We start from the raw sequence: 18,682 nt of genomic DNA on the forward strand, positions 1-18,682 counted from the left end.
TACAAGGGACAATCGAGATTGATTCTCGGTTCGGCGTATCAGTATCATCAATTTCTGAGAGAAGTTGTACCCCTTTCTCTTCGGCGTCGCGCTCGCGCTGTATTACGGTAGCATTGCACGTTATTCGTCCGCCCCTTCCTCCGTATTCATGCCCGTCCCGCCCCGTCCTCCGGCCTCTGGCCGCGCCGCGCCATGGCTAGCGTACGGCCCGTCGCGGCCTCGATCCGCGCCGGGAAGCCGGTATCGCCGAGCGGGCGGCCGATGGTTTCGGCGCGGCGCAGGCGGGCGAACCCCTCCTCGTCGGGGCCCGGGCCGAGCAGGTCGGCGAAGCGCGGCATGCGCTGCAGGGCAGGGGCGGTGTCGGTGATACGGCAATGGGGTAGAGTGTCGCCGTGATTCCTCCCAACCGGCCGTCATTTTCCCATGTCCAGCGATATCCTCCCCCTCAATGCCCTGGAAGCCCGCGTCCTGGGCTGCCTGATCGAGAAGCAGCTGCTGACGCCGGACGCCTATCCGCTGACGCTCAACCTGCTCCAGGCCGCGACGAACCAGAAGACGTCGCGCGAGCCGGTGATGGCGCTCGACGCGGCGGAAATCGGCCGCACGCTCGTCTCCCTGGAGGGGAAGGGACTGGCGCGCCGAGCCCTGGGCTCGCGCGCGGAACGCTTCGAGCACCTCGCGGGGCAGGTCTACAGGCTGACCAAGCCGCAATCGGCCCTGCTCTCGATCATGCTCCTGCGCGGGCCGCAAACCCTGAACGAGCTGCAGACGCGAACCGAGCGCATGGCGAGCTTCGGCTCGGCCGGCGAGATCATGCCGGAGCTGGACCTGCTCGCCAGCGCGCATCCGCCGCTGGTCAAGGAGATCGGCCGGGCCCCCGGCCAGCGCGAGGACCGCTACGCGCATCTGCTCTGCGGCGATGTGGACGTCGCCGCGATCGCGACCGCCGCGCCGCGCGCAGCCGCACCGCCGGTCCCGGCCCTCGCCGCGCTCGAGGAGCGCCTCCGGGCGCTGGAGGAAGAGGTGGCCGAGCTGAAGGCCCGGCTCGACGCGGTGGGAGGGTGACCGGCAGGGCCGGGGGCGTGCAAATGAATGCACCGCCACCCAAAGGCTGCCGCGATCACGTGACCCGTGATTTCGCCTGGTATTTCGGATCCCGCCAGAGCCCATCGCCGATCACGCGGCCAAGGATGTCCGCCGCACGCAGAATGTCCTCCCGTCCCAGATAGAGCGGCGTGAGGCCGAAGCGCATGATGTCGGGCGCGCGGAAGTCGCCGATCACGCCCTGGTCAATGAGCGCCCGGATCGCAGCATAGCCCTGCGCGAAGGCGAAAGAGACCTGCGAGCCGCGTTCGGCCGCCGCGCGCGGCGAGACCAGCGTCAGCTGCGGGCAACGAGCCTCGACCTCGCGGATGAAGAGCTCCGAGAGCTCGATCGAAGCGGCACGAATCTCGGCCATGTCGATGCCGTCCCAGGCATCCATCGCCGCGTCCAGGATCGAGAGCTGGACGATCGGCGGCGTGCCGACGCGCAGCCGCTCAGTCGACATCGCCGGCCGGTATGCGGCCTCCATTGCGAAAGGATCATCATGCCCCATCCATCCCGCAAGCGCCGGCCGAACCTCGCCCACGATGTCGGGGCGGGCATAGATGAAGGCCGGCGCGCCGGGGCCGCCGTTGAGGAACTTATAGGTGCAGCCGACGGCGAATTCCGCCCCGCTCGCCGCGAGGTCCACCGGCATCGCGCCGGCGCTGTGGGCGAGGTCCCAGATCATCACCGCGCCGGCCGCCTGCGCGCGCCGCGTGATCGCGGCCATGTCGTGCATCCGGCCGGTGCGAAAATCGACCTGGGTGAGCAGCACCGCGGCGACGTCTTCGGTGATCGCGCCGGCCACCGCCGCCGGCGCCGGAGTGCGCAGCTCGTAGCCTCCGCCAATGGTGTCGATCAGGCCCTGCGCCATGTAGAGGTCGGTCGGAAAGTTGCCGCTGTCCGACAGTATCACCTTCCGCCCGGGGCGCATCCTCAGAGCGGCAGCGAGCGCCTGGTAGACTTTGATCGACAGCGTATCACCAGTCGCCACCGAACCCGCCGGAGCCCCGATCAGCCGGGCGATGCGGTCGCCCACGCGCCGTGGCAGCGAAATCCAGTCGGCGGTATTCCAGGCCCGGATCAGCTCGCCGCCCCACTCGCCGCGGATCACGGCAAGCGCACGCTCGGCCGCGCCCTTCGGCAGCGGCCCGAGCGAGTTGCCGTCGAGGTAGATCACCCCCCCGGGCAGGTCGAACCGATCTTTGCAGGGCAACAGCGTCATGGTCGAAACTCTCCGTACAGATGCCAGAACTGAGGGAACCGGGCGCCTTCAGAGCCTGGGTCGTATGCATCGCCAGTCATGTCGTTCTCCGCTCGACGCGGCGCGCCGATGCCCTGCGGCCCAGGAGCCGCGCGGCGCCGGGCCGATCGGCCCTTCATCGTCCGATCTGCAGCGCGCAAATTCATTTCAAGCTTGAAACATATCTGCGGCAACTCTAGCCATGGGACCGGCTCGATCCGGCGAGAGCGGGGAGATTCGATATGACCGATGCATCCGGCATCGACTGGGAAGACGCCTTCAGCAACGGGGCATACATCCCCGGCGGTGAGGGCTATCCGGCCCGCTGGGCAGCTGACGCCCTGGCTTTCCGGCAAGCAGTGCGCGGACTGCAGGATATCGCCTATGGCGACCAACCGCGCGAGCGTTTCGATCTGTTCCTGCCCGACGGCGTGGCGCGCGGTCTCGCGGTCATCATCCATGGCGGCTACTGGCTGAGCTTCGACAAGTCGAGCTGGTCGGCGCTGGCCGCCGGGGCGCTCGCGCAGGGCTGGGCGGTTGCGCTGCCGGGCTACACGCTGGCGCCCGCGGCGCGCATCGGCGCGATCACCCGGCAAGTCGGCCGGGCGATCGAGGCGGCGGCAGCGCGGGTTCCCGGCCCGATCCGGCTCACCGGCCATTCGGCGGGCGGACACCTCGCCGCGCGGATGGTCTGCAACGATACGCCGCTCACGCCGGACACCGCAGCGCGGGTGGACCGGTTGGTCTCGATCAGCGGGCTGCACGACCTGCGGCCGCTGCGCCTGAACGGCATGAACGATACGTTGCGGCTCGACGCAGCGGAGGCCGAGACGGAAAGCCCGGTCCTGCACGCCCCGCTGCCGGGTGTCGACGTGACGGCCTGGGTCGGCGCCAGAGAGAGGCCGGAATTCCTGCGCCAGTCGGCGCTCCTTGCCGAGGCCTGGGGACGCCAGGGCGCGCAGACGCGACTCGTCGCCGATCCGCGACGGCACCATTTCGACGTGATCGACGGGCTGAAGGAGCCGGACCACCCGCTTACCCTTGCCTTCGTGGGCGACTGCGTTGCTCCTCAGCCTCTCCCACCGGGGTGACGTGGCCGTTGTCACCATCGGCCATTCTCCGCCGCCGCCATGACGTCCGGGAAAATACATCCGGGAAAATCCGTAACGGCCCCGGCCCGGACATCCCCCTCGGCCTTCGGGGCGCTGAGGCCCTTCTCATTCCTTTTCAAGCATGAACCCGCGCATTCCGCCGGCTTGGGCCGCCGACTTCGCCCCCCGCGAAGAACCTTCATCGCCATGCCGGCTTCCTTTCGCAACGTCGCCTCACGCCGGCTCGCGCAACCTGAACCGCTGGATCTTGCCGCTCTCCGTCTTCGGCAGCGCCCCGCGGAAGACGATGGATCGCGGGTATTTGTAGGGGGCGATCGCCGCCTTCACGTGGTCCTGCAGCAGCTTGACCATCAGCGGTCCGGCCGCATGCCCCGCCGTCAGGACGACATGCGCCTCCACGATATGTCCGCGGTCCGGGTCGGGGACCCCCAACACCGCGCATTCCGCCACCGCCGGATGGGCGAGCAGCACCGCCTCCACCTCCGGCCCGGCGATGTTGTAGCCGGAGCTGACGATGATCCCGTCCGTGCGCGCCGCGAAGTGGAAATGCCCCGCCTCGTCGCGCCAGAAGCTGTCGCCGGTCAGGTTCCAGCCGTGCTGCACATAGTCCCGCTGCTGCTCCGGCGCGGCAAGGTAGCGGCAGCCCACCGGCCCCCGCACGGCCAGTCGCCCGATCTCGCCCGCCGGCAGTTCGGCCCCGTCCGGCCCCACGATACGCGCCTGATAGCCGGTCACCGGCCGCCCGGTGCAGCCCGGATGGCTGTCGCCGAAGCGGTTGGTGATGAAGATGTGGAGCATCTCGGTCGCACCGATCCCGTCCAGCATCGGCTTGCCGGTTTTCGCCTGCCATTCCTCGTAGATGGGCCCCGGCAGCGTCTCGCCGGCCGAAACGGCAGCACGCAGGCTGGACAGGTCGGCCCCTTCGTCCATCGCACGCAGCATCGCCCGGTAGGCCGTGGGCGCAGTGAAGCAGATCGTGGCCCGATGCTTCTGGATGATCTCGATCAAGTTCGGCGGCGAGACGTTCTCCAGCAACGCCGCGGAGGCGCCGAAGCGCAGCGGAAACACCACGAGGCCGCCGAGACCGAAGGTGAAGGCGAGCGGCGGCGTCCCCACGAAGACATCCTCGGGCACGACGCCCAGCACCTCCTTGGCATAGCCGTCGGCGATGATCAGGAGGTCGCGATGGAAATGCGCCGTGGCCTTCGGCTCGCCGGTGGTGCCCGAGGTGAAGCCCAAGAGCGCCACATCGTCCCGCCCCGTCCGCACCGCCTCGAACCGCACCGGCTTCGACAGCGCGACCCGGTCGAGCTCGGCATCGTGGTTCGCCGTACCATCGAAGCAGACCACCCGGTCGAGCAGCGCGCCCTCCTTCGCGGCGACAACCAGTTCTTCCTTCAGCCGCCCGTCGCAGAGCGCAAGCGTCACCTCGGCCTTGGCGATGATCTTGGCGAGCTCGCCCGCCCGCAGCATCGGCATGGTGTTCACCACCACCGCGCCTGCCTTCATGGCGGCGAGCCAGCAGGCCACCATCGCCGGGTTGTTGGCCGAACGGATCAGCACCCGGTTGCCGGGCTTCACCCCATAGTGCTCGACCAGCGCATGCGCGATCCGGCTGGTCCAGTCGGCAAGTTCCTTGTAGGTCCGGTGCCGCCCGTCACCGATCAGCGCCGTATGGTCGCCGAAGCCCCTTGCCACCATTGCATCGGTCAACTCCACCCCGGCGTTCAGCCACTCCGGATAGTCGAAACCGGCAAGGTTCAGCTCCGGCCAGAGCTCGAACGGCGGCAGGTTGTCCCGGCAGAAGGTGTCGGAATGTCCGGTTGGTCCCAGTTGCATCTTCGTTTCCCTTGCACCGACGAGGCTCCTCCCCCCGCGCGCCCTCCAGATGCTCCGGCCGTGCCTCGGCCGCCACCGCGACGACGTTCTCCGGACATTGTCGGGCCCGTGCCGCGAACCCGTCTCTATTCGGCGGAGGACCCGAGAGGCGGGAATGGCCGTGGGGTGGCTGGCGGAGGCAGAGCCAGGTTCATCTAGCCATGCCGGCCGCTCCCGCGCGGCTGCCCTCGGCGAGCATTCCCGGATTGACGCCCAGCCCCAAAGACGCGTCGATCACGGCGCCACGCAGGATCTTCCCGGCGTCGGTGCACATATAGGCGACCAGATCGGCGATCTCGGCAGGTTCGACCAGGCGTCCACCCGGCAGCGACCCGATGAGATCACGCCGCTGCTGCGGACTGAGCGCGGCGAGGGTGCTGGCCTCGAACATGGGGGTCCTCGTCGCGCCGGGGCAAACGGTGAAGACGTCCACTCCGGTCGGTGCAAGATCGGCCGCCAGCGCGCGCCCGAGCGTTGCCACGGCGGCTTTGCTCATCGCGTCCGCGTAGGAAAAACCCGGAAAGATCGTGATCCCGCCACCGACAGAGCTGAAGAGCACGATCTTGCCGGAGTTCCGGGCAACCATCCGGGGTACGAGGAGCCTGTTGAGCCACAGGATGCCGACGGCATTGACCTGGAACATCAGCCGGTCCTGCTCGTGGGCGGCCTCGGTCAAGCGTTTGACGGTCGCCGAACCAAGCGCAGCGTTGTGGATCAAGATGTCAGGGGTACCCGGAAGATCCGCGACGAATTGCTGGACACTTGCGTAAGACGTCAGGTCGAGCTGGAAGGCGCGAAGTCCGGGACCCGTCCCGGTCGTCGCCGGCGGCGTGCCGGGGTCGGTGAACCAGACCTCGTCGCCGAAACCACGGAACGTCTCGACAAGCGCGCTGCCGATGCCGCCGGTTCCGCCGGTGATCAGAACCGTGCCAGGCTTGCGGGCACTGCTCATCGAATGCTCCTGCCGTCTCGAATCCAGGATGTGACGAGGTTGTTGAACCGGCCGGCCTCCTCCCACATGGGCATGTGCCCGCTGTGCCCGAAGATCTCGAGGGTGAAGTCCGGGACATTCGCGCGCATCCAGTCGGCTGTCTTGAGCGAGACGGCTTTCTCGTCCGCCCCCCAAATCCCCAGAACCGGAATGGCCAACGACGGCAGAAACGCGCGGTAGTCGCGTTGGGTCTGGTCGGTGAGAATGCAGGCTGCGCTGTTGGGCAGGAGTTTCAGCTGTTCCTCGACCATCCAGACACAATCCTCCGGCCCGGGCAGCTCATGCGTCAGCAGGGTGACGACATGTGCGCAGAGGACGGCGTAGTCCTCCTGAGCCGTGCGCACCATGTCACGCAATCCGACGTGGTCGGTGAAGCCATGGGGCCAATCGGCGCTGATCAGGTCGGTCGGCCCCTGCGAAATACAGATTTGTGCTGAAATCCGCGAGTTGGCGCCGAACTCCTCAAGATAGTCCCAGATCACGAAATTGCCCATCGACCAGCCGACCGCGATCACGTCGGCCAATTCCTTGGTGGCAAGGAAGTGGTCGAGGTCGCGCGCGAACTGCGCGACCGTGTTGCCGCCTTGGCTGTCGTCGGAGTCGCCGTGACCGCGAAAATCAATCGCGATGACCCTGAATGTCTGCGCCAGCGTGGCGAGGTTGCGTTCGAAGAAGCGCTTCGAGGCGAGCACGCCGTGGAGGAAAACAACGGGTTGCCCGACACCGGCCTCCGTGTAGGCAAGACGGGTGCCGTCGGGCAGGCGATGGAAGGAAGTCATTTGCCGGCCTCCGCGCCCTGAGACGCGCTGTCGGCCAGAATCGACGGCCCCAGGGAAGCGACGCGGTCGCGATTGAAGGCAAGCACGCCGAGGCCGAGGATGATCCACAATGCCGAGTAAGCCGGCAACCAGTTGAGCGGCGCGGGCGGCTGCGGGTAGAACTGCGCAACGAGCGGGATCATGAGAACAAGGATACCGACCCACGGCACTATGATGTGCCGGACCACATTGTACTCGTTCGGGTAGCGCGCCTTGTAGAAGCGCCCGACGCTGATGTTCGAGGCGATGAAGACCAGCAGGATCAGGATGATCGCCGGCGTCCCAACGTAGTTATAGGCCGTCACGCCGTCGACCCCGTTGACGTCGCTGAGGAGCGCGGCGGCAACGCCCGCAGCGACGATGCCGCCAATGCCCGCATAGGGCGTGCGGTAAGTCCGATGGGTCTTGCCGAACGGTGCCGGCAGAAGCCCGCTGCGTCCGAGGGAGAAGGCGATGCGCGCGAAGCTCGTGACGATCGCGATCATCGCGCCGATCTGCGCCTGAACAAGGATGATGTCTCCGATCGACTGGATGGCCGGAGCATATTTCCCGGTGAGCGTGTCATAGGCCGAGGCGTCGGAGGAGAGCTTGTCGATCTGGTCGATGCCATAGCCCATCACCATGGCATAGCTGCCGATCACGAAAATCGCGCCGACGACAAGGGTGCAGCCGATGACGGCGATCGGGACGCTGCGCCGTGGATCGGGGGTCTCTTCGGCCAGGCTTGCCGAAATCTCAAATCCGATGAAGGCGAAGATGCCGAACACCATGGCCGAGCGGATGCCCGAGAGGCTGGCTCCGCCAAGGTCGAAAGGCGCGGCGCTGAGGCCGTGGGCCCCACCCTGCAACAGGATGGCTGCAACGATGATCACGATCGTCGCGAGTTCGATCCCGAGCATGACGATGGCAAAGCGCTCCGACAGCTTCACCCCTCGAAACGCGAGCGCACCGGAAACCACGAAAATCGCAACGGCGCAGGCAAGAAAGCTCAGATGGACCCCGGTGTGGGTCTCGATGACCGACGATAGAAAAGCACCGCTGATCAGGCCGCCCGCCATGGCAATGCCGCCATACGCGCCGAACGTGCACCAGCCGACGAGAAAGCCGGATTTCGGACCGACGGCTTCCGTGACGAAGCCATAAAACGAGCCGGCCGAGGCGATCTTCCTGGAGAACTGAGCGACGGTATAGGCGGTGAAGAGCACGGCGACCATCGAGGCGAGATAGGCCAAGGGCACCGCGGCGCCGGCGCTGGCCGCCATGACGGGCGTGTTGAAGAAGAGGGAAATCGCCGGTCCCATGAGGACAGTGGACATGACGATAATTCCAACGGTCCCGAGGGCCCCGCGCGAGAGTGAATGGTCTGACTTCTGCGTCATGTCGGGGCTCCCACCCTCGTTGCCGGATTTGCAGACCATGCAAGAGAATGAACCCCCAGTCAACAAAATTGCGCTAGCGACAATTTCCTTGAGCGTGGCGCAATATTTCGCCATAGTGGCGCCATGACAAACGAAGAGAACGAAACGAGCGTGGAAGATGTCGAACTCGGGCGGCGGATACGCGAGCGGCGTACGTCGAGCGGCCAATCCCTGGCAGACGTCGCACGCGGCACCGGACTTACCGAGTCATTCCTGAGCCGTCTGGAACGCGGCAAGACAGGCGTTACCGTCGACACCTTGCGCCGCATTGCCGCGTTCTGGGATGCGGAGCTGATCGAGTTCCTTCAGAGGAGTTCCGGTCCCAAGCCCCTGTTGACACGGGCCGGACGGGGCCCCTCCCTCCAGCTGGAGGGAAACGGGGCACTCAATGCGACCAGCGAGACCCTTATCCCGCGCATGAACAGCGCATTGCAGGCGACCCTTTATCGGACGCCCCGTGGCGGCGGCCGGTTCAAGGCGTTCAGCCATCCCGGCGAGGAAATGGTCTATGTCGTCAAAGGGCAGGTGACCTACTATGTGGGGAGCGACGCATATGAATTGAGGGCCGGGGACTCCTTGTGGCACACCAGCGACATCCCCCACCGATGGGAGTGCCCCGACTGCGATGCCGTTACCCTGCACGTGAACACGCCTCCGGCATGGTAGTGGTGGCAAGATCGCCTTTCTGTGACGTCGAGAAAGGACGGAGACCTCATGCCGGGAGCCGGGCCGTCAACGCGATGGAATTGATCGTCGTCCTCGATGAAACCGCGCGCTGACGGCCTATGCCGCGCTCCATGAGACGGTCGGCCGTTCAGTCCTCGATCGTCCGGGCGTGAGGGGGCGTGGCGGACAAGGAGCGCTCAGGCCGGAGAGTCGTAGGTGCCGGGGCTGTTCGGCGTCGCGCGCCACTCGGGCCGGCGTTCGGGGCTCGCCTCGGCGAGCGCGCGCCGCACGCCCTTGACGTCATAGTCCTTGAGATAGCCCGGCGAGCCCGGCTGCTGGCGCCAGGACTCGGCGATCGTGCCGGCGTCCACGGCGTCGAAGCCGATCCCGTCGAGCAGCGCCATCGCCTTGGACTTGGTCCGGGCATCGTCGCCCGCCACCGCCAGGGCGATCCGGTCCGCGGCGCCCGCGGGCCTGGGGCCCGATTGAAGATGGGTCGCCAGTATCGTGTTGAACGCCTTGATCACCGCACGCCCGAGATGCTGCTCGACCCATGCGCTTTCGGTGCTCCCGTCCTCGATGCCGTCCAGACGGCCGTCGCGCTGCTGCGGGTAGTAGTTGGACGTGTCGATCACCACGACGTCGGCGGGCGTGGCCGCGAACAGGTCGCGGGGCAGGCTCGGGATCCTGTCCATGGGAACGGCGACGACCACGACCTCCTGGCCGCGGACGGCGTCTTCGATCACCGCGGCCCGCGCGCCGGTTTCCGCCGACAGGTCCGCCAGGGACGCCGGTCCGCGCGAATTGGCGACCGTGACCTCGTGCCCTGCGGCCCGGAACAGACGGGTGAGCGCGCCGCCGATATGGCCGGCGCCGACAATGCCGATCTTCATGTGTATGCCTTTCGAAGATGTCCCCGGGTGGGGAAGCGGATGATGACGACAGCAATGGACCCTTGCGTTCCGTCGATAAATGGCATCATGAAACCGGCTCTCCCAACCAGGAGTGTGGAATGGACCGTCTCGCCAGCATGGCCGCCTTCGTAAAGGCGGCGGAAACCGGCTCCTTTGCCGCGACGGCGTCGGCGCTCGGCATCTCCTCGCAGATGGTGGCCAAGCACGTCGCCTATCTGGAGGCGCGCATGGGCACACGCCTGCTCAACCGCACGACCCGAAAGCAAAGCCTGACGGTGATCGGCAAGTCCTATTACGATCGGTGCAAGGTGGCGCTGGCCGAGGTCGACTGGGCGGATGCGATTGCCGATGAGGCCAGGGGCAAACCGCGAGGGCTCCTGCGCGTCAACGCGCCGGTTTCGTTCGGAACCCACAGCCTGACGCCGGTGATCGCTCGCTATCTGAGCGACCATCCCAGCGTCGATGTCGACCTGGTTCTCAACGACCGCTTCGTCGACCTGATCGACGAAGGGTTCGAGGCGGTGTTCCGGATCGGTCCACTGAGAAAACTGAACCTTGGAGCGATCGAGCTCGCCCCCTTTCAGACGATCGTCTGCGGGTCGCCCGCTTACCTGAAGGAGCGAGGGATGCCATCGACATTGCCGGATCTGGCCGACCATCAATGCCTGATCTTCGGCAATTGGCCCGAAGCGACGGTCAGCGACTGGGTCTTCGTACGGGACGGCCTCACCTCGAAGGCCCTGATCCACGGCCGTCTCAAGGTCAACAGCGCCGCTTCGCTGCTGCAGGCGACGCTCGCCGGTTTCGGCCTGGCGCTCCTCGCGGAAGAGCTGGTGCGTCCCCACCTCGCGACCGGGCGGCTCATCCGGGTCCTGCCGGACTACGAAACGCCGCCGCGTCCCATCCACCTGCTCTTCCACCCCGATCGGCGGCAAACGCCGAAGCTGAAGAGCTTCATCGAGATGGTGGTGGAACAGCTGGGACGGGCAGCAATCCGAACGGCTTGAGCAGGGCACACCCGGAACGACGACGCGCGAGAGGGCCCACGGGAAAAGGATGTCAAGCGTGGGGGAGGGGGGACAATAGAATGCACTGTCACCGTGTGCGCCCTGTAGGCGTGTTTCTCTAGTGGAGGTAGGTTCCACCCGGATAATAGTCGATAGGTTCGGTAGCTGACGAGCGGCTTGGCAGGGTAATCTGCTGGGTCGGAGCCTCGTGACAAAGGCCGCCTTGGGTGGCTGAGCGATCCGACGGGCCGTAATGTGAGTGAAGCCTGAGCAGGCCTCGAAAGGTGCGATGCGGATGCCGACCCGCCACGGTGATGGGGAAGGCAGTACGGACAGGGAAGCCATCGACACGTGCACCTGTTTGATCCGCCGGGGTATTGGGCACGGCACGCCGGAAGAGAGAGACGGGTCATCAGGGGAGACCCGCTGGTCGAGGATGATACCTCGCGCCGTCGCAGGGCGGTGGACCGAGCGGGAGTCGGAGAGGGGCGTAGTACTGTCGAAACCGGGTAATTGCGGTGGAGGGAAGGCCCCTTGCTTCAGATGCGCTTGTGAAGAAGGTGAGGATAGGGTGATTGGCGATGAGCCTGGCAACACCGGATAAGATCAGGAACCTTCAGAGGAAGCTGTATTGCAAGGCGAAGGCGGAGCCTGCCTTCCGCTTCTATCTGCTCCACGACAAGATTTGTCGCGCGGACATTCTGGCTCATGCGTGGGCGTGTGCCCGTCACAATGGCGGGGCTCCGGGCGTGGATGGAGTGCACTTCGAGGACATTGAGCGGTCGGGGGTGGAGAAATGGCTGGCAGCCTTGCGGGAGGACCTTGCCTCGAAGAGGTATCGGCCCGAGCCGGTGCGGCGGGTGATGATCCCCAAGCCCGGTGGCGGGGAGAGGCCCTTGGGTATTCCCACGATCCGGGACCGGGTGGCCCAGACTGCTGCCAAGCTGGTGCTGGAACCGATCTTTGAGGCAGATCTGGAAGACAATGCCTATGGCTATAGGCCCAAACGAAGCGCGCTCGATGCCATCACGCAGACCCATCGGCTGATCCGACAGGGGTATACGGATGTCGTCGACGCCGATCTGTCGAAATACTTCGACACGATCCCGCATGCGGAGCTCCTCAAATCGGTGGCTCGCCGTATCGTTGACCGGCATGTTCTGCATCTGATCAAGATGTGGCTTCGTGCTCCGGTCGAGGAGCGGGATGGTGGTGGTATCCGGCGCATGAGTGGCGGCAAGAGCAACAAGCGAGGCACGCCGCAAGGCGGCGTTGTCAGCCCGTTGCTTGCCAACCTCTATATGAACCGGTTCCTGAAGTATTGGCGGAGGCAAGGATGCAGTCGGGCGTTCCGTGCGCATCTGGTCAACTATGCCGATGACTTCGTCATCCTCAGCCGCGGGCATGCGCCTGAGGCTCTCGCGTGGACGAGGGCAGTGATGATCAGGCTTGGGCTGAGCATCAACGAGGCGAAAACCTCGGTGAAGGATGCCGGCGCGGACAGCTTCGACTTCCTCGGCTACACGTTTGGTCCGAAGTTCCGGAAACGGGATGGCCAGAGGTATTCGGGCGCAAGTCCCTCCAGAAAGAGCGTGAAACGGATCAAGACCAAGATCGGTGACCTTCTGGTGCCAGGCAACAAGGGAGCATGGCCAGACGTGCGCGACAGGCTGAACGGTCTTCTGACTGGCTGGTCGGCGTATTTTGGCTATGGCACCCGGGCTGCGGCCTATCGGGCCATCGATCGGCACATCTGTGATCGCGTCAGACGCTTCCTCGCCAAGCGGCACAAGGAAGGTGGACGAGGAACGCGGCCCTTCCCCTGGAGAGAAATCTTCGGGACACTCGGGGTCAAGCAACTCACCACGACGCCGAAGGCAACCGCCGTGAGCCTGCAATGAAGTCTGTCGGAAAGCCGGATGCGGGAAATCCGCACGTCCGGTTTGATGAGCGGGGAAGGGAAACGGGGCGTTGCCGAACGGCACAAGCTACCGCGCCCTTCCTCGACTCTACAATTGGAAAGCCGGATGCGGGAAATCCGCACGTCCGGTTTGATGAGCGGGGAAGGGAAACGGGGCGTTGCCGAACGGCACAAGCTACCGCGCCCTTCCTCGACTCTACGTGCCGGTGCTGCGCACCTTTTCCGTCTTCAACGTCGACCAATTCGAGAAACTTCCCGAGAAGTTTTACGAGCAGGCGGAGCCGAAGCCAGAGGATGAGAAGTTCGATGCCGGTGTGGCGTTCTGCAAAGACACGCGGATCAACACCCACTTTGGTGGGAACAAGGCCTGCTACCACGTCAACCGCGACTACATCGACATGCCGACCTACGGCAGCTTCGAGAGTGACGACACGTTCTTCGGTACCTGGTGCCATGAGCTGATCCATGCCACCGGCCACAAGGAGCGGCTGGCACGCCAGTACGGCTCCCGGTTCGGAGATAGCGCCTACGCTTTCGAGGAATTGGTGGCGGAGCTGGGAAGCGCGTTCCTTTGCGCACAGTTAGGCTACCTGCCTACGACCCGGACGGCGGCGAGCTACATTGCTCACTGGCTGAAGGTTTTGGAAAACGACCACAAGGCCGTCGTCAGCGCCGCGAGCTACGCTTCCCACGGGGCGCGGTGGCTGGAGGAGCAGGCTTACCACGCGGTTCATGACGATACGCCGGAACCCGAACGCGAAGACGACCTAGTTGAGGTTGTATAGCGAATTGCCCTACCTGGTGGAGGTAGGGCATTTTTTTATTTGCTATCAACCGGCTTTACAAAGCCCAAGCGTGATCTTTTCGTGATTATTGTTTTTTGTGCGTTGCACGCATAAATTGTAAAGTTGTTACTTACTCTAAAATGTGGAAGTTAAATATTTGCGGACTTTCCCGCCTAGAGGAAACTGCAATGGCAAACGTATGGGTTTACAAAGAAGATGGAACCATGCAATGCGGAATGGGCAATGAAATCTCCCTTGAGGAAATGAGGGGTTCCCTAACAGAAATAGTGGGGTCATCATCCATTATATCTGAAGAGAAGCGCATGCTTCCTCTTCTAAGACCAGCGTTGTGCGGCACTCCTACTGGGGCGGTGAATGCATATGAACTGACCGAAGACGGAGCCTATATTCTTTTCAAGGGATTTGTCGGTCCTCGGGGTTTCAAGCTTTGGGTCTGGCCTGCTCCTTCGGATGGAAGAAAGTCCCTCGTGGAGGATCGTCCTGTGCCTTGGCCATTTCCGTGGTCGCATTCCTCGTCAGACATCGACGTGGAAGGACTCAGAGCGAATTTTGCCAACTTCATATCGAGCTTGACCCAGGTAGGCTCGCAGCCCACGCAGATACTCGACCTTCAAGGCCGCAGATGCCGCTACTATAAACAGGGGGACAGCCTAACAATGGATTTTATTCCATCGCGAGTGAACATAGAGCACGATGATGCGAACATGATAACGCGCATTTGGTTTGGCTAGGTCCGGTACCCTAAGAGCACTGGCTTTCTTAGCGCAGCTCCAGCCACGCTTCGTTATTCGATTCCACCTGCTCACGGTTCGGCCGGGATAGGCACATAATCTCGGGGGCAGTCAGAATCACGGGAGCGAATTGCCCGCAGTTGGGCGTTGGTGTCATGCATCCGGTCAAGCAGATCAGCATCAGGAAGAGCATGCAGCTGCCGCTCACGTTCGAGGGCAGCTGCATTTTGCTGGGATTCCGCGTCTTCATCCTTAAGCATGACGGCCATCGCACCCTGCACCGCTCCAGCGAGCCAGGAAAAGAACGCGGTGAGGATGTCGGCAAGGCTGGACACTACTGCGCGGTGGGGCTGACCACGGTGCCGCTCACCACGACGGTAGAGCTAGGGTTGCTCACAACCACGGTGTTGGCCTGGCTGACGATGACGCCGTTCAGGTAATCGAGCGGGGTTTGCAGCACCGTCCAGTTCTCATACTTGGAAACGGCGCTCAGCCCGGCGAGGACGAAGAGGGTAATGAGAAGCGCCACGGTATTGTGGGCGACTTTACCGATCAGGTTGACAAAAATGTCTTGCATTTAGGTTTCTTTCTTGTCCGGTAATGTTGGCACACCCGCTTAAACCCGCAAGGGTTTTCTTAAAGCATGTCCCGGGCGAAGCTTAAAACCTCAATCATGCGCACCGCCCAGCCTTTACCCGCCGCATCCCAAGCCTCCATATTTCCCATCGTGCGCATGCGGAGAACGCAGAAGTCCCGGATGACATCGGCAGGATGGTGGGCAGCGACCGCGGTTCAGCTGATGAAAGAATTTCTATCAATCTTTACCTTACGCAAGGTCCTCGACGGCAGTATCAAGCGCAGCGATAAATTCTGATGCGTCAGAAAAATAGTTTGTATACGCCAGTTTAACTGCGTCTTGCTGACTCGCCCCGACTAAGACAACATCGGCCTTTCCCTCTAACTGTTTTTCAAGCTCAGAATATCGAACAACAGCGGATGCATTATCAGTAAATCCCTCTGCTTCAAAATGCCCTTCTTTGTCTGAAACAGTATAATTTACCAAAATGAATAATTTCGACGTACGAGCAAATTTTTGAAATGCTGAAGATGTCAAGCTCCTTAACCGAGATATTGCATGAATTTTTGATTCTAAATCCCTGAACTCCTCTAGTAAATCTCCACTATCCACCTCGGTACAAAATCCGGTTCGATCCTCGTGATATCTGGAGAGAATTTCACTACACAAAAGAAACAAACGACTTATATCTCGATTCGCTTGGCTAAATTTCAGTCGAGTCGCGTTGACAATATCGCTTATCTCAACAGCAGTCGCCCAGGCATGTTGAATATAAGTTCTATATTGTATTTCAACGCGAAGTCCATTCCATTTAATTCCACCCGCAGATCCGACATTATATTTGTAAACATCATGAATTCCCCTATAGCCTGATGGCTTGGGAGTCTCTATGTAATTATACCGGTTTCCTCCACCTAATAATTCATGAGAAGCCCGAGAAGATAGCACGCCACCTCGAAAAATTTCCAGAGATCCAAGGGTTGGAAATATTATTCTACAACCGGCGATATCATGCATGCGGGATAGTGACATCCCCTCTTCTCGACTTAGTTTATCAATAATTGTGGGACGTCGCTTTAGACGCTGCGCGATTGTAATCTGCTCGCCAACATTAGAGCGAGATCGCCGGTTGCGAAGCGAGGCTTGAAATGTATTTAAAACGTAGAGATGGGACGCTCGCCAATTATCTAAAACGGCAAGATCTTGATCGTTTATTATACCGTGGCGTATCCTATTACCAACTCGGTCTAGCTCCCCCCGAGAGTATAGCCCTGGTTCGACAAACGCCATAGAAATATCCTCGGAATCTCGCAAGTTCGAATCATCTACACATACGAACTCTAGATATTTTTACGCTGAGGATGTCAATCCAGGCATGCCGGCCGTGTCCTTGTCGTACAATGACGGCCTTGACGCGAGGCCGCCGAATCGGGTCCAGCGCATGGTTGAAGACCATCGCGTTCAATTGGAAAGGGCGTGGAATGAGTATTTCGCCTAGGGCCCTGCGCTTCGACGACGATTGCCTATGGGTCGAACTGGAAGACGGAAAATATCGGTGACAGTCACTGTAATTCGTGCGCCCCGACGGTGTACATCACCAGTGGAGGAAGATTCCACCCGGACAGTTGTCGATTGATCCGGTAGCAGACGAGCGGCTTGTCCGGGTAATTGGGCGGGCCGGAGCCTCGTGACAAAGGCCGCCCTGGGCGGTTGAGCGAGCCGGTGGGCCGTAATGTGAGTAAAGCCTGAGCAGGCCTCGAAAGTCGAGATGTGAGCGCCGACCCGCCGGATTACCGGGGAAGGCCGCGCGGAGGGGGAAGCAATCGACATCTGCACCCGTCCGGTTCACCGGGGTAGTGGGCACGGCACGCCGGCAAGGTGGTGGGCGTAATCGGGGGAGACCCGTTTGGTGCGGGGGTCGCGTCCTCAACGCTGTCATTCAGGACAGCGGCATCGGGCGGGAGTCGGACAGGGGCGTAGTACTGTCGAGACCGGGTAATGCCGGTGGAGGGAAGGCCCCTGACTTGTGGTGTGCTTTCGGCAAAGATGAGGTGGAGGCGATTGACGATGCGTCTAGCAACGCCCGAACGGATCCGGATTCTTCAAAGAAAGCTGTATTGCAAGGCGAAGGCGGAGCCTGCCTTCCGCTTCTATGCACTGTACGACAAGATCTACCGTGAAGACATCCTGCACCATGCCTGGTTGCGTGCCCGTGAGAATGGGGGTGCATCGGGTGTTGACGGGATGAGCTTTGCGCAGATCGAGGCGGGCGGTGTCGAGAACTGGCTGGCGGCATTGGGTAAGGACCTCGCTTCGAAGACGTATCGGCCGCAGGCTGTACGGCGGGTGATCATCCCCAAGCCGGGAGGCGGTGAACGCCCGCTCGGCATCCCGACGATACGGGACCGGGTTGTTCAGACCGCCGCCAAGCTTGTGCTCGAGCCGATCTTCGAAGCGGACCTGGAAAGGACTGCTTACGGCTATCGTCCCCAGCAGGGCGCCGCCGAGGCGATCCGGCAGGTGCACCAGCACTTGCTTGGAGGGTATACGGATGTGGTGGATGCGGATTTGTCGAAGTACTTCGATACGATCCCGCACCCTGAACTGATGAAGTCGGTATCTCGTCGTACCTGTGACCGGCATGTGCTGCATCTGATCCGGATGTGGCTCAAAGTGCCGGTCGAGGAACAAGGCGAGGATGGAACCCGGCGCAGGATGGGTGGCAAGCGCAACCGGCTCGGCACGCCGCAGGGTGGTGTCGTCAGCCCGTTGCTGGCCAACCTCTACATGAACCGGTTCCTGAAGCACTGGCGTCTTGCTGCTTGCGGCGAGGCGTTCAGGGCGCATGTCGTCAACTACGCCGACGACTTCGTCATCCTCAGCCGCGGCCACGCGGCAGAGGCGCTGGCGTGGACGAAGGCGGTGATGACAAGGCTCGGGCTGACGATCAACGAGGCGAAAACCTCGGTGAAGGAAGCTCGAACCGAGCGCTTCGACTTCCTCGGCTACACGTTCGGTCCGCATCGTCATAGCAAGGATGGCCGCCTTTATCTCGGCGCCAGTCCGTCCGCCAGGAGCCTGCAACGGTTGAAAGGCAAGGTGAGCGATCTGCTGGTGCCCGGCAACAAGGGATCATGGCCCGACGTGCGGGATCGACTGAACAGCCTTCTGGCTGGCTGGTCGGCCTACTTCGGCTATGGCTCGCTGTCGCTGACGTATCAGGCGGCCGATCATCATGTCGTTGACCGCGTGAGGCACTTCCTCGCCAAACGACACAAGGAGCAAAACAGCGGCACATCAGCGTTCTCGCGAAGCACCATCTTCGCCGAACTCGGTGTGCGCCAGCTCAGACGCGTGCATCCTGTGTCCCGTCGTGGGCCTTACAATGAAGCCACCCGGAAAGCCGGATGCGGGAAATCCGCACGTCCGGTTTGATGAGCGGGGAAGGGAAACGGGGCGTTGCCGAATGGCTCAAGCTACCGCGCCCTTCCTCGACTCTACCGAGAGTGAGGCA

At 62.7% G+C, this 18,682-nt stretch carries 18 protein-coding genes; 8 read left to right on the forward strand and 10 right to left on the reverse strand.

Going from position 1 to position 18,682, the window contains the following annotated elements:
• Window positions 1-146: 146 nt before the first annotated feature.
• Window positions 147-338 carry a hypothetical protein gene (locus tag J3R73_RS07830; RefSeq protein ID WP_307424662.1) on the reverse strand — a complete coding sequence of 64 codons (192 nt, stop codon included), beginning with the start codon at window positions 336-338 and terminating at the stop codon, window positions 147-149.
• Window positions 339-423: 85 nt separating this feature from the next.
• Here J3R73_RS07830 and J3R73_RS07835 point away from each other — a divergent pair, with 85 nt between their 5' ends.
• The gene (locus J3R73_RS07835) at window positions 424-1,065 is read left to right on the forward strand and encodes a YceH family protein (protein WP_307424664.1); all 642 of its coding nucleotides are present in this window, start codon (window positions 424-426) and stop codon (window positions 1,063-1,065) included.
• A gap of 55 nt (window positions 1,066-1,120) precedes the next feature.
• Here the strand turns inward: J3R73_RS07835 and kynU are convergent, their stop codons facing one another.
• Window positions 1,121-2,311 (reverse strand): kynureninase, encoded by a 1,191-nt coding sequence (gene kynU / locus J3R73_RS07840; RefSeq protein WP_307424667.1) that lies wholly within the window; start codon window positions 2,309-2,311, stop codon window positions 1,121-1,123.
• Between the two features lie 260 nt (window positions 2,312-2,571).
• Here kynU and J3R73_RS07845 point away from each other — a divergent pair, with 260 nt between their 5' ends.
• Complete coding sequence (locus tag J3R73_RS07845; protein WP_307424670.1) at window positions 2,572-3,420, forward strand: hormone-sensitive lipase; 849 nt, start codon at window positions 2,572-2,574, stop codon at window positions 3,418-3,420.
• A 234-nt stretch (window positions 3,421-3,654) separates the two neighbouring features.
• Here J3R73_RS07845 and J3R73_RS07850 read toward each other — a convergent pair whose 3' ends face one another.
• The 4 genes from J3R73_RS07850 to J3R73_RS07865 all read right to left on the reverse strand — a co-directional run bounded on the left by J3R73_RS07850 (window position 3,655) and on the right by J3R73_RS07865 (window position 8,507).
• A complete protein-coding gene (locus tag J3R73_RS07850; RefSeq protein ID WP_307424673.1) occupies window positions 3,655-5,280 on the reverse strand; it encodes an AMP-binding protein in 1,626 nt (541 codons plus the stop codon).
• 190 nt (window positions 5,281-5,470) lie between these two features.
• Window positions 5,471-6,271, reverse strand: a complete 801-nt coding sequence (locus tag J3R73_RS07855) for an SDR family NAD(P)-dependent oxidoreductase (protein ID WP_307424676.1) — start codon at window positions 6,269-6,271, stop codon at window positions 5,471-5,473.
• Window positions 6,268-7,089 (reverse strand): alpha/beta fold hydrolase, encoded by an 822-nt coding sequence (locus J3R73_RS07860; RefSeq protein ID WP_307424680.1) that lies wholly within the window; start codon window positions 7,087-7,089, stop codon window positions 6,268-6,270. Before J3R73_RS07860 ends, J3R73_RS07855 begins: the two co-directional genes overlap by 4 nt.
• A complete protein-coding gene (locus tag J3R73_RS07865; RefSeq protein WP_307424684.1) occupies window positions 7,086-8,507 on the reverse strand; it encodes an APC family permease in 1,422 nt (473 codons plus the stop codon). The genes J3R73_RS07860 and J3R73_RS07865 overlap by 4 nt, the downstream gene beginning before the upstream one ends.
• 150 nt (window positions 8,508-8,657) lie before the next feature.
• Here J3R73_RS07865 and J3R73_RS07870 point away from each other — a divergent pair, with 150 nt between their 5' ends.
• Window positions 8,658-9,212, forward strand: coding sequence for a helix-turn-helix domain-containing protein (locus J3R73_RS07870; protein WP_307424687.1), 555 nt, complete (start codon window positions 8,658-8,660; stop codon window positions 9,210-9,212).
• Window positions 9,213-9,409: 197 nt separating this feature from the next.
• Here the strand turns inward: J3R73_RS07870 and J3R73_RS07875 are convergent, their stop codons facing one another.
• Window positions 9,410-10,105 (reverse strand): NADPH-dependent F420 reductase, encoded by a 696-nt coding sequence (locus tag J3R73_RS07875; protein ID WP_307424690.1) that lies wholly within the window; start codon window positions 10,103-10,105, stop codon window positions 9,410-9,412.
• Between the two features lie 119 nt (window positions 10,106-10,224).
• Between J3R73_RS07875 and J3R73_RS07880 the strand changes: the two genes are divergently transcribed.
• The 4 genes from J3R73_RS07880 (at window position 10,225) to J3R73_RS07895 (ending at window position 14,591) form a co-directional block, all read left to right on the forward strand.
• A complete protein-coding gene (locus J3R73_RS07880; RefSeq protein ID WP_307424693.1) occupies window positions 10,225-11,133 on the forward strand; it encodes a LysR family transcriptional regulator in 909 nt (302 codons plus the stop codon).
• A gap of 581 nt (window positions 11,134-11,714) precedes the next feature.
• Window positions 11,715-13,034 carry a group II intron reverse transcriptase/maturase gene (ltrA, locus tag J3R73_RS07885; RefSeq protein ID WP_307437198.1) on the forward strand — a complete coding sequence of 440 codons (1,320 nt, stop codon included), beginning with the start codon at window positions 11,715-11,717 and terminating at the stop codon, window positions 13,032-13,034.
• A gap of 178 nt (window positions 13,035-13,212) precedes the next feature.
• Entirely contained in the window at window positions 13,213-13,839 is a 627-nt protein-coding gene (locus J3R73_RS07890) for a zincin-like metallopeptidase domain-containing protein (RefSeq protein WP_307424696.1), read from the forward strand.
• Between the two features lie 188 nt (window positions 13,840-14,027).
• The gene (locus J3R73_RS07895; RefSeq protein ID WP_307424699.1) at window positions 14,028-14,591 is read left to right on the forward strand and encodes a hypothetical protein; all 564 of its coding nucleotides are present in this window, start codon (window positions 14,028-14,030) and stop codon (window positions 14,589-14,591) included.
• A 71-nt stretch (window positions 14,592-14,662) separates the two neighbouring features.
• On the opposite strand, the gene J3R73_RS07900 is transcribed toward J3R73_RS07895, so the two are convergent.
• The 3 genes from J3R73_RS07900 to J3R73_RS07910 form a co-directional block, all read right to left on the reverse strand.
• Complete coding sequence (locus tag J3R73_RS07900; RefSeq protein ID WP_307424702.1) at window positions 14,663-14,926, reverse strand: hypothetical protein; 264 nt, start codon at window positions 14,924-14,926, stop codon at window positions 14,663-14,665.
• Window positions 14,926-15,168: a hypothetical protein gene (locus tag J3R73_RS07905; RefSeq protein ID WP_307424704.1), complete on the reverse strand. Its 243-nt coding sequence runs from the start codon at window positions 15,166-15,168 to the stop codon at window positions 14,926-14,928. The genes J3R73_RS07900 and J3R73_RS07905 overlap by 1 nt, the downstream gene beginning before the upstream one ends.
• Before the next feature lie 249 nt (window positions 15,169-15,417).
• Window positions 15,418-16,458, reverse strand: coding sequence for a RelA/SpoT domain-containing protein (locus J3R73_RS07910; protein WP_307424707.1), 1,041 nt, complete (start codon window positions 16,456-16,458; stop codon window positions 15,418-15,420).
• A 777-nt stretch (window positions 16,459-17,235) separates the two neighbouring features.
• Here J3R73_RS07910 and ltrA (J3R73_RS07915) point away from each other — a divergent pair.
• On the forward strand, window positions 17,236-18,603 hold the full coding sequence (ltrA, locus tag J3R73_RS07915; RefSeq protein ID WP_307424710.1) for a group II intron reverse transcriptase/maturase: 1,368 nt from the start codon (window positions 17,236-17,238) through the stop codon (window positions 18,601-18,603).
• Window positions 18,604-18,682: the final 79 nt, after the last annotated feature.

It is taken from the genome of Labrys monachus, from assembly GCF_030814655.1.
Taxonomy (GTDB): domain Bacteria; phylum Pseudomonadota; class Alphaproteobacteria; order Rhizobiales; family Labraceae; genus Labrys; species Labrys monacha.

Coding starts and splice junctions, on each gene's coding strand:
- J3R73_RS07830 (WP_307424662.1), bottom strand. CDS start 338: ATGCCGCGCTTCGCCGACCTGCTCGGCCCGGGCCCCGACGAGGAGGGG.
- J3R73_RS07835 (WP_307424664.1), top strand. CDS start 424: ATGTCCAGCGATATCCTCCCCCTCAATGCCCTGGAAGCCCGCGTCCTG.
- kynU (WP_307424667.1), bottom strand. CDS start 2,311: ATGACGCTGTTGCCCTGCAAAGATCGGTTCGACCTGCCCGGGGGGGTG.
- J3R73_RS07845 (WP_307424670.1), top strand. CDS start 2,572: ATGACCGATGCATCCGGCATCGACTGGGAAGACGCCTTCAGCAACGGG.
- J3R73_RS07850 (WP_307424673.1), bottom strand. CDS start 5,280: ATGCAACTGGGACCAACCGGACATTCCGACACCTTCTGCCGGGACAAC.
- J3R73_RS07855 (WP_307424676.1), bottom strand. CDS start 6,271: ATGAGCAGTGCCCGCAAGCCTGGCACGGTTCTGATCACCGGCGGAACC.
- J3R73_RS07860 (WP_307424680.1), bottom strand. CDS start 7,089: ATGACTTCCTTCCATCGCCTGCCCGACGGCACCCGTCTTGCCTACACG.
- J3R73_RS07865 (WP_307424684.1), bottom strand. CDS start 8,507: ATGACGCAGAAGTCAGACCATTCACTCTCGCGCGGGGCCCTCGGGACC.
- J3R73_RS07875 (WP_307424690.1), bottom strand. CDS start 10,105: ATGAAGATCGGCATTGTCGGCGCCGGCCATATCGGCGGCGCGCTCACC.
- J3R73_RS07880 (WP_307424693.1), top strand. CDS start 10,225: ATGGACCGTCTCGCCAGCATGGCCGCCTTCGTAAAGGCGGCGGAAACC.
- ltrA (WP_307437198.1), top strand. CDS start 11,715: ATGAGCCTGGCAACACCGGATAAGATCAGGAACCTTCAGAGGAAGCTG.
- J3R73_RS07895 (WP_307424699.1), top strand. CDS start 14,028: ATGGCAAACGTATGGGTTTACAAAGAAGATGGAACCATGCAATGCGGA.
- J3R73_RS07905 (WP_307424704.1), bottom strand. CDS start 15,168: ATGCAAGACATTTTTGTCAACCTGATCGGTAAAGTCGCCCACAATACC.
- J3R73_RS07910 (WP_307424707.1), bottom strand. CDS start 16,458: ATGGCGTTTGTCGAACCAGGGCTATACTCTCGGGGGGAGCTAGACCGA.
- ltrA (WP_307424710.1), top strand. CDS start 17,236: ATGCGTCTAGCAACGCCCGAACGGATCCGGATTCTTCAAAGAAAGCTG.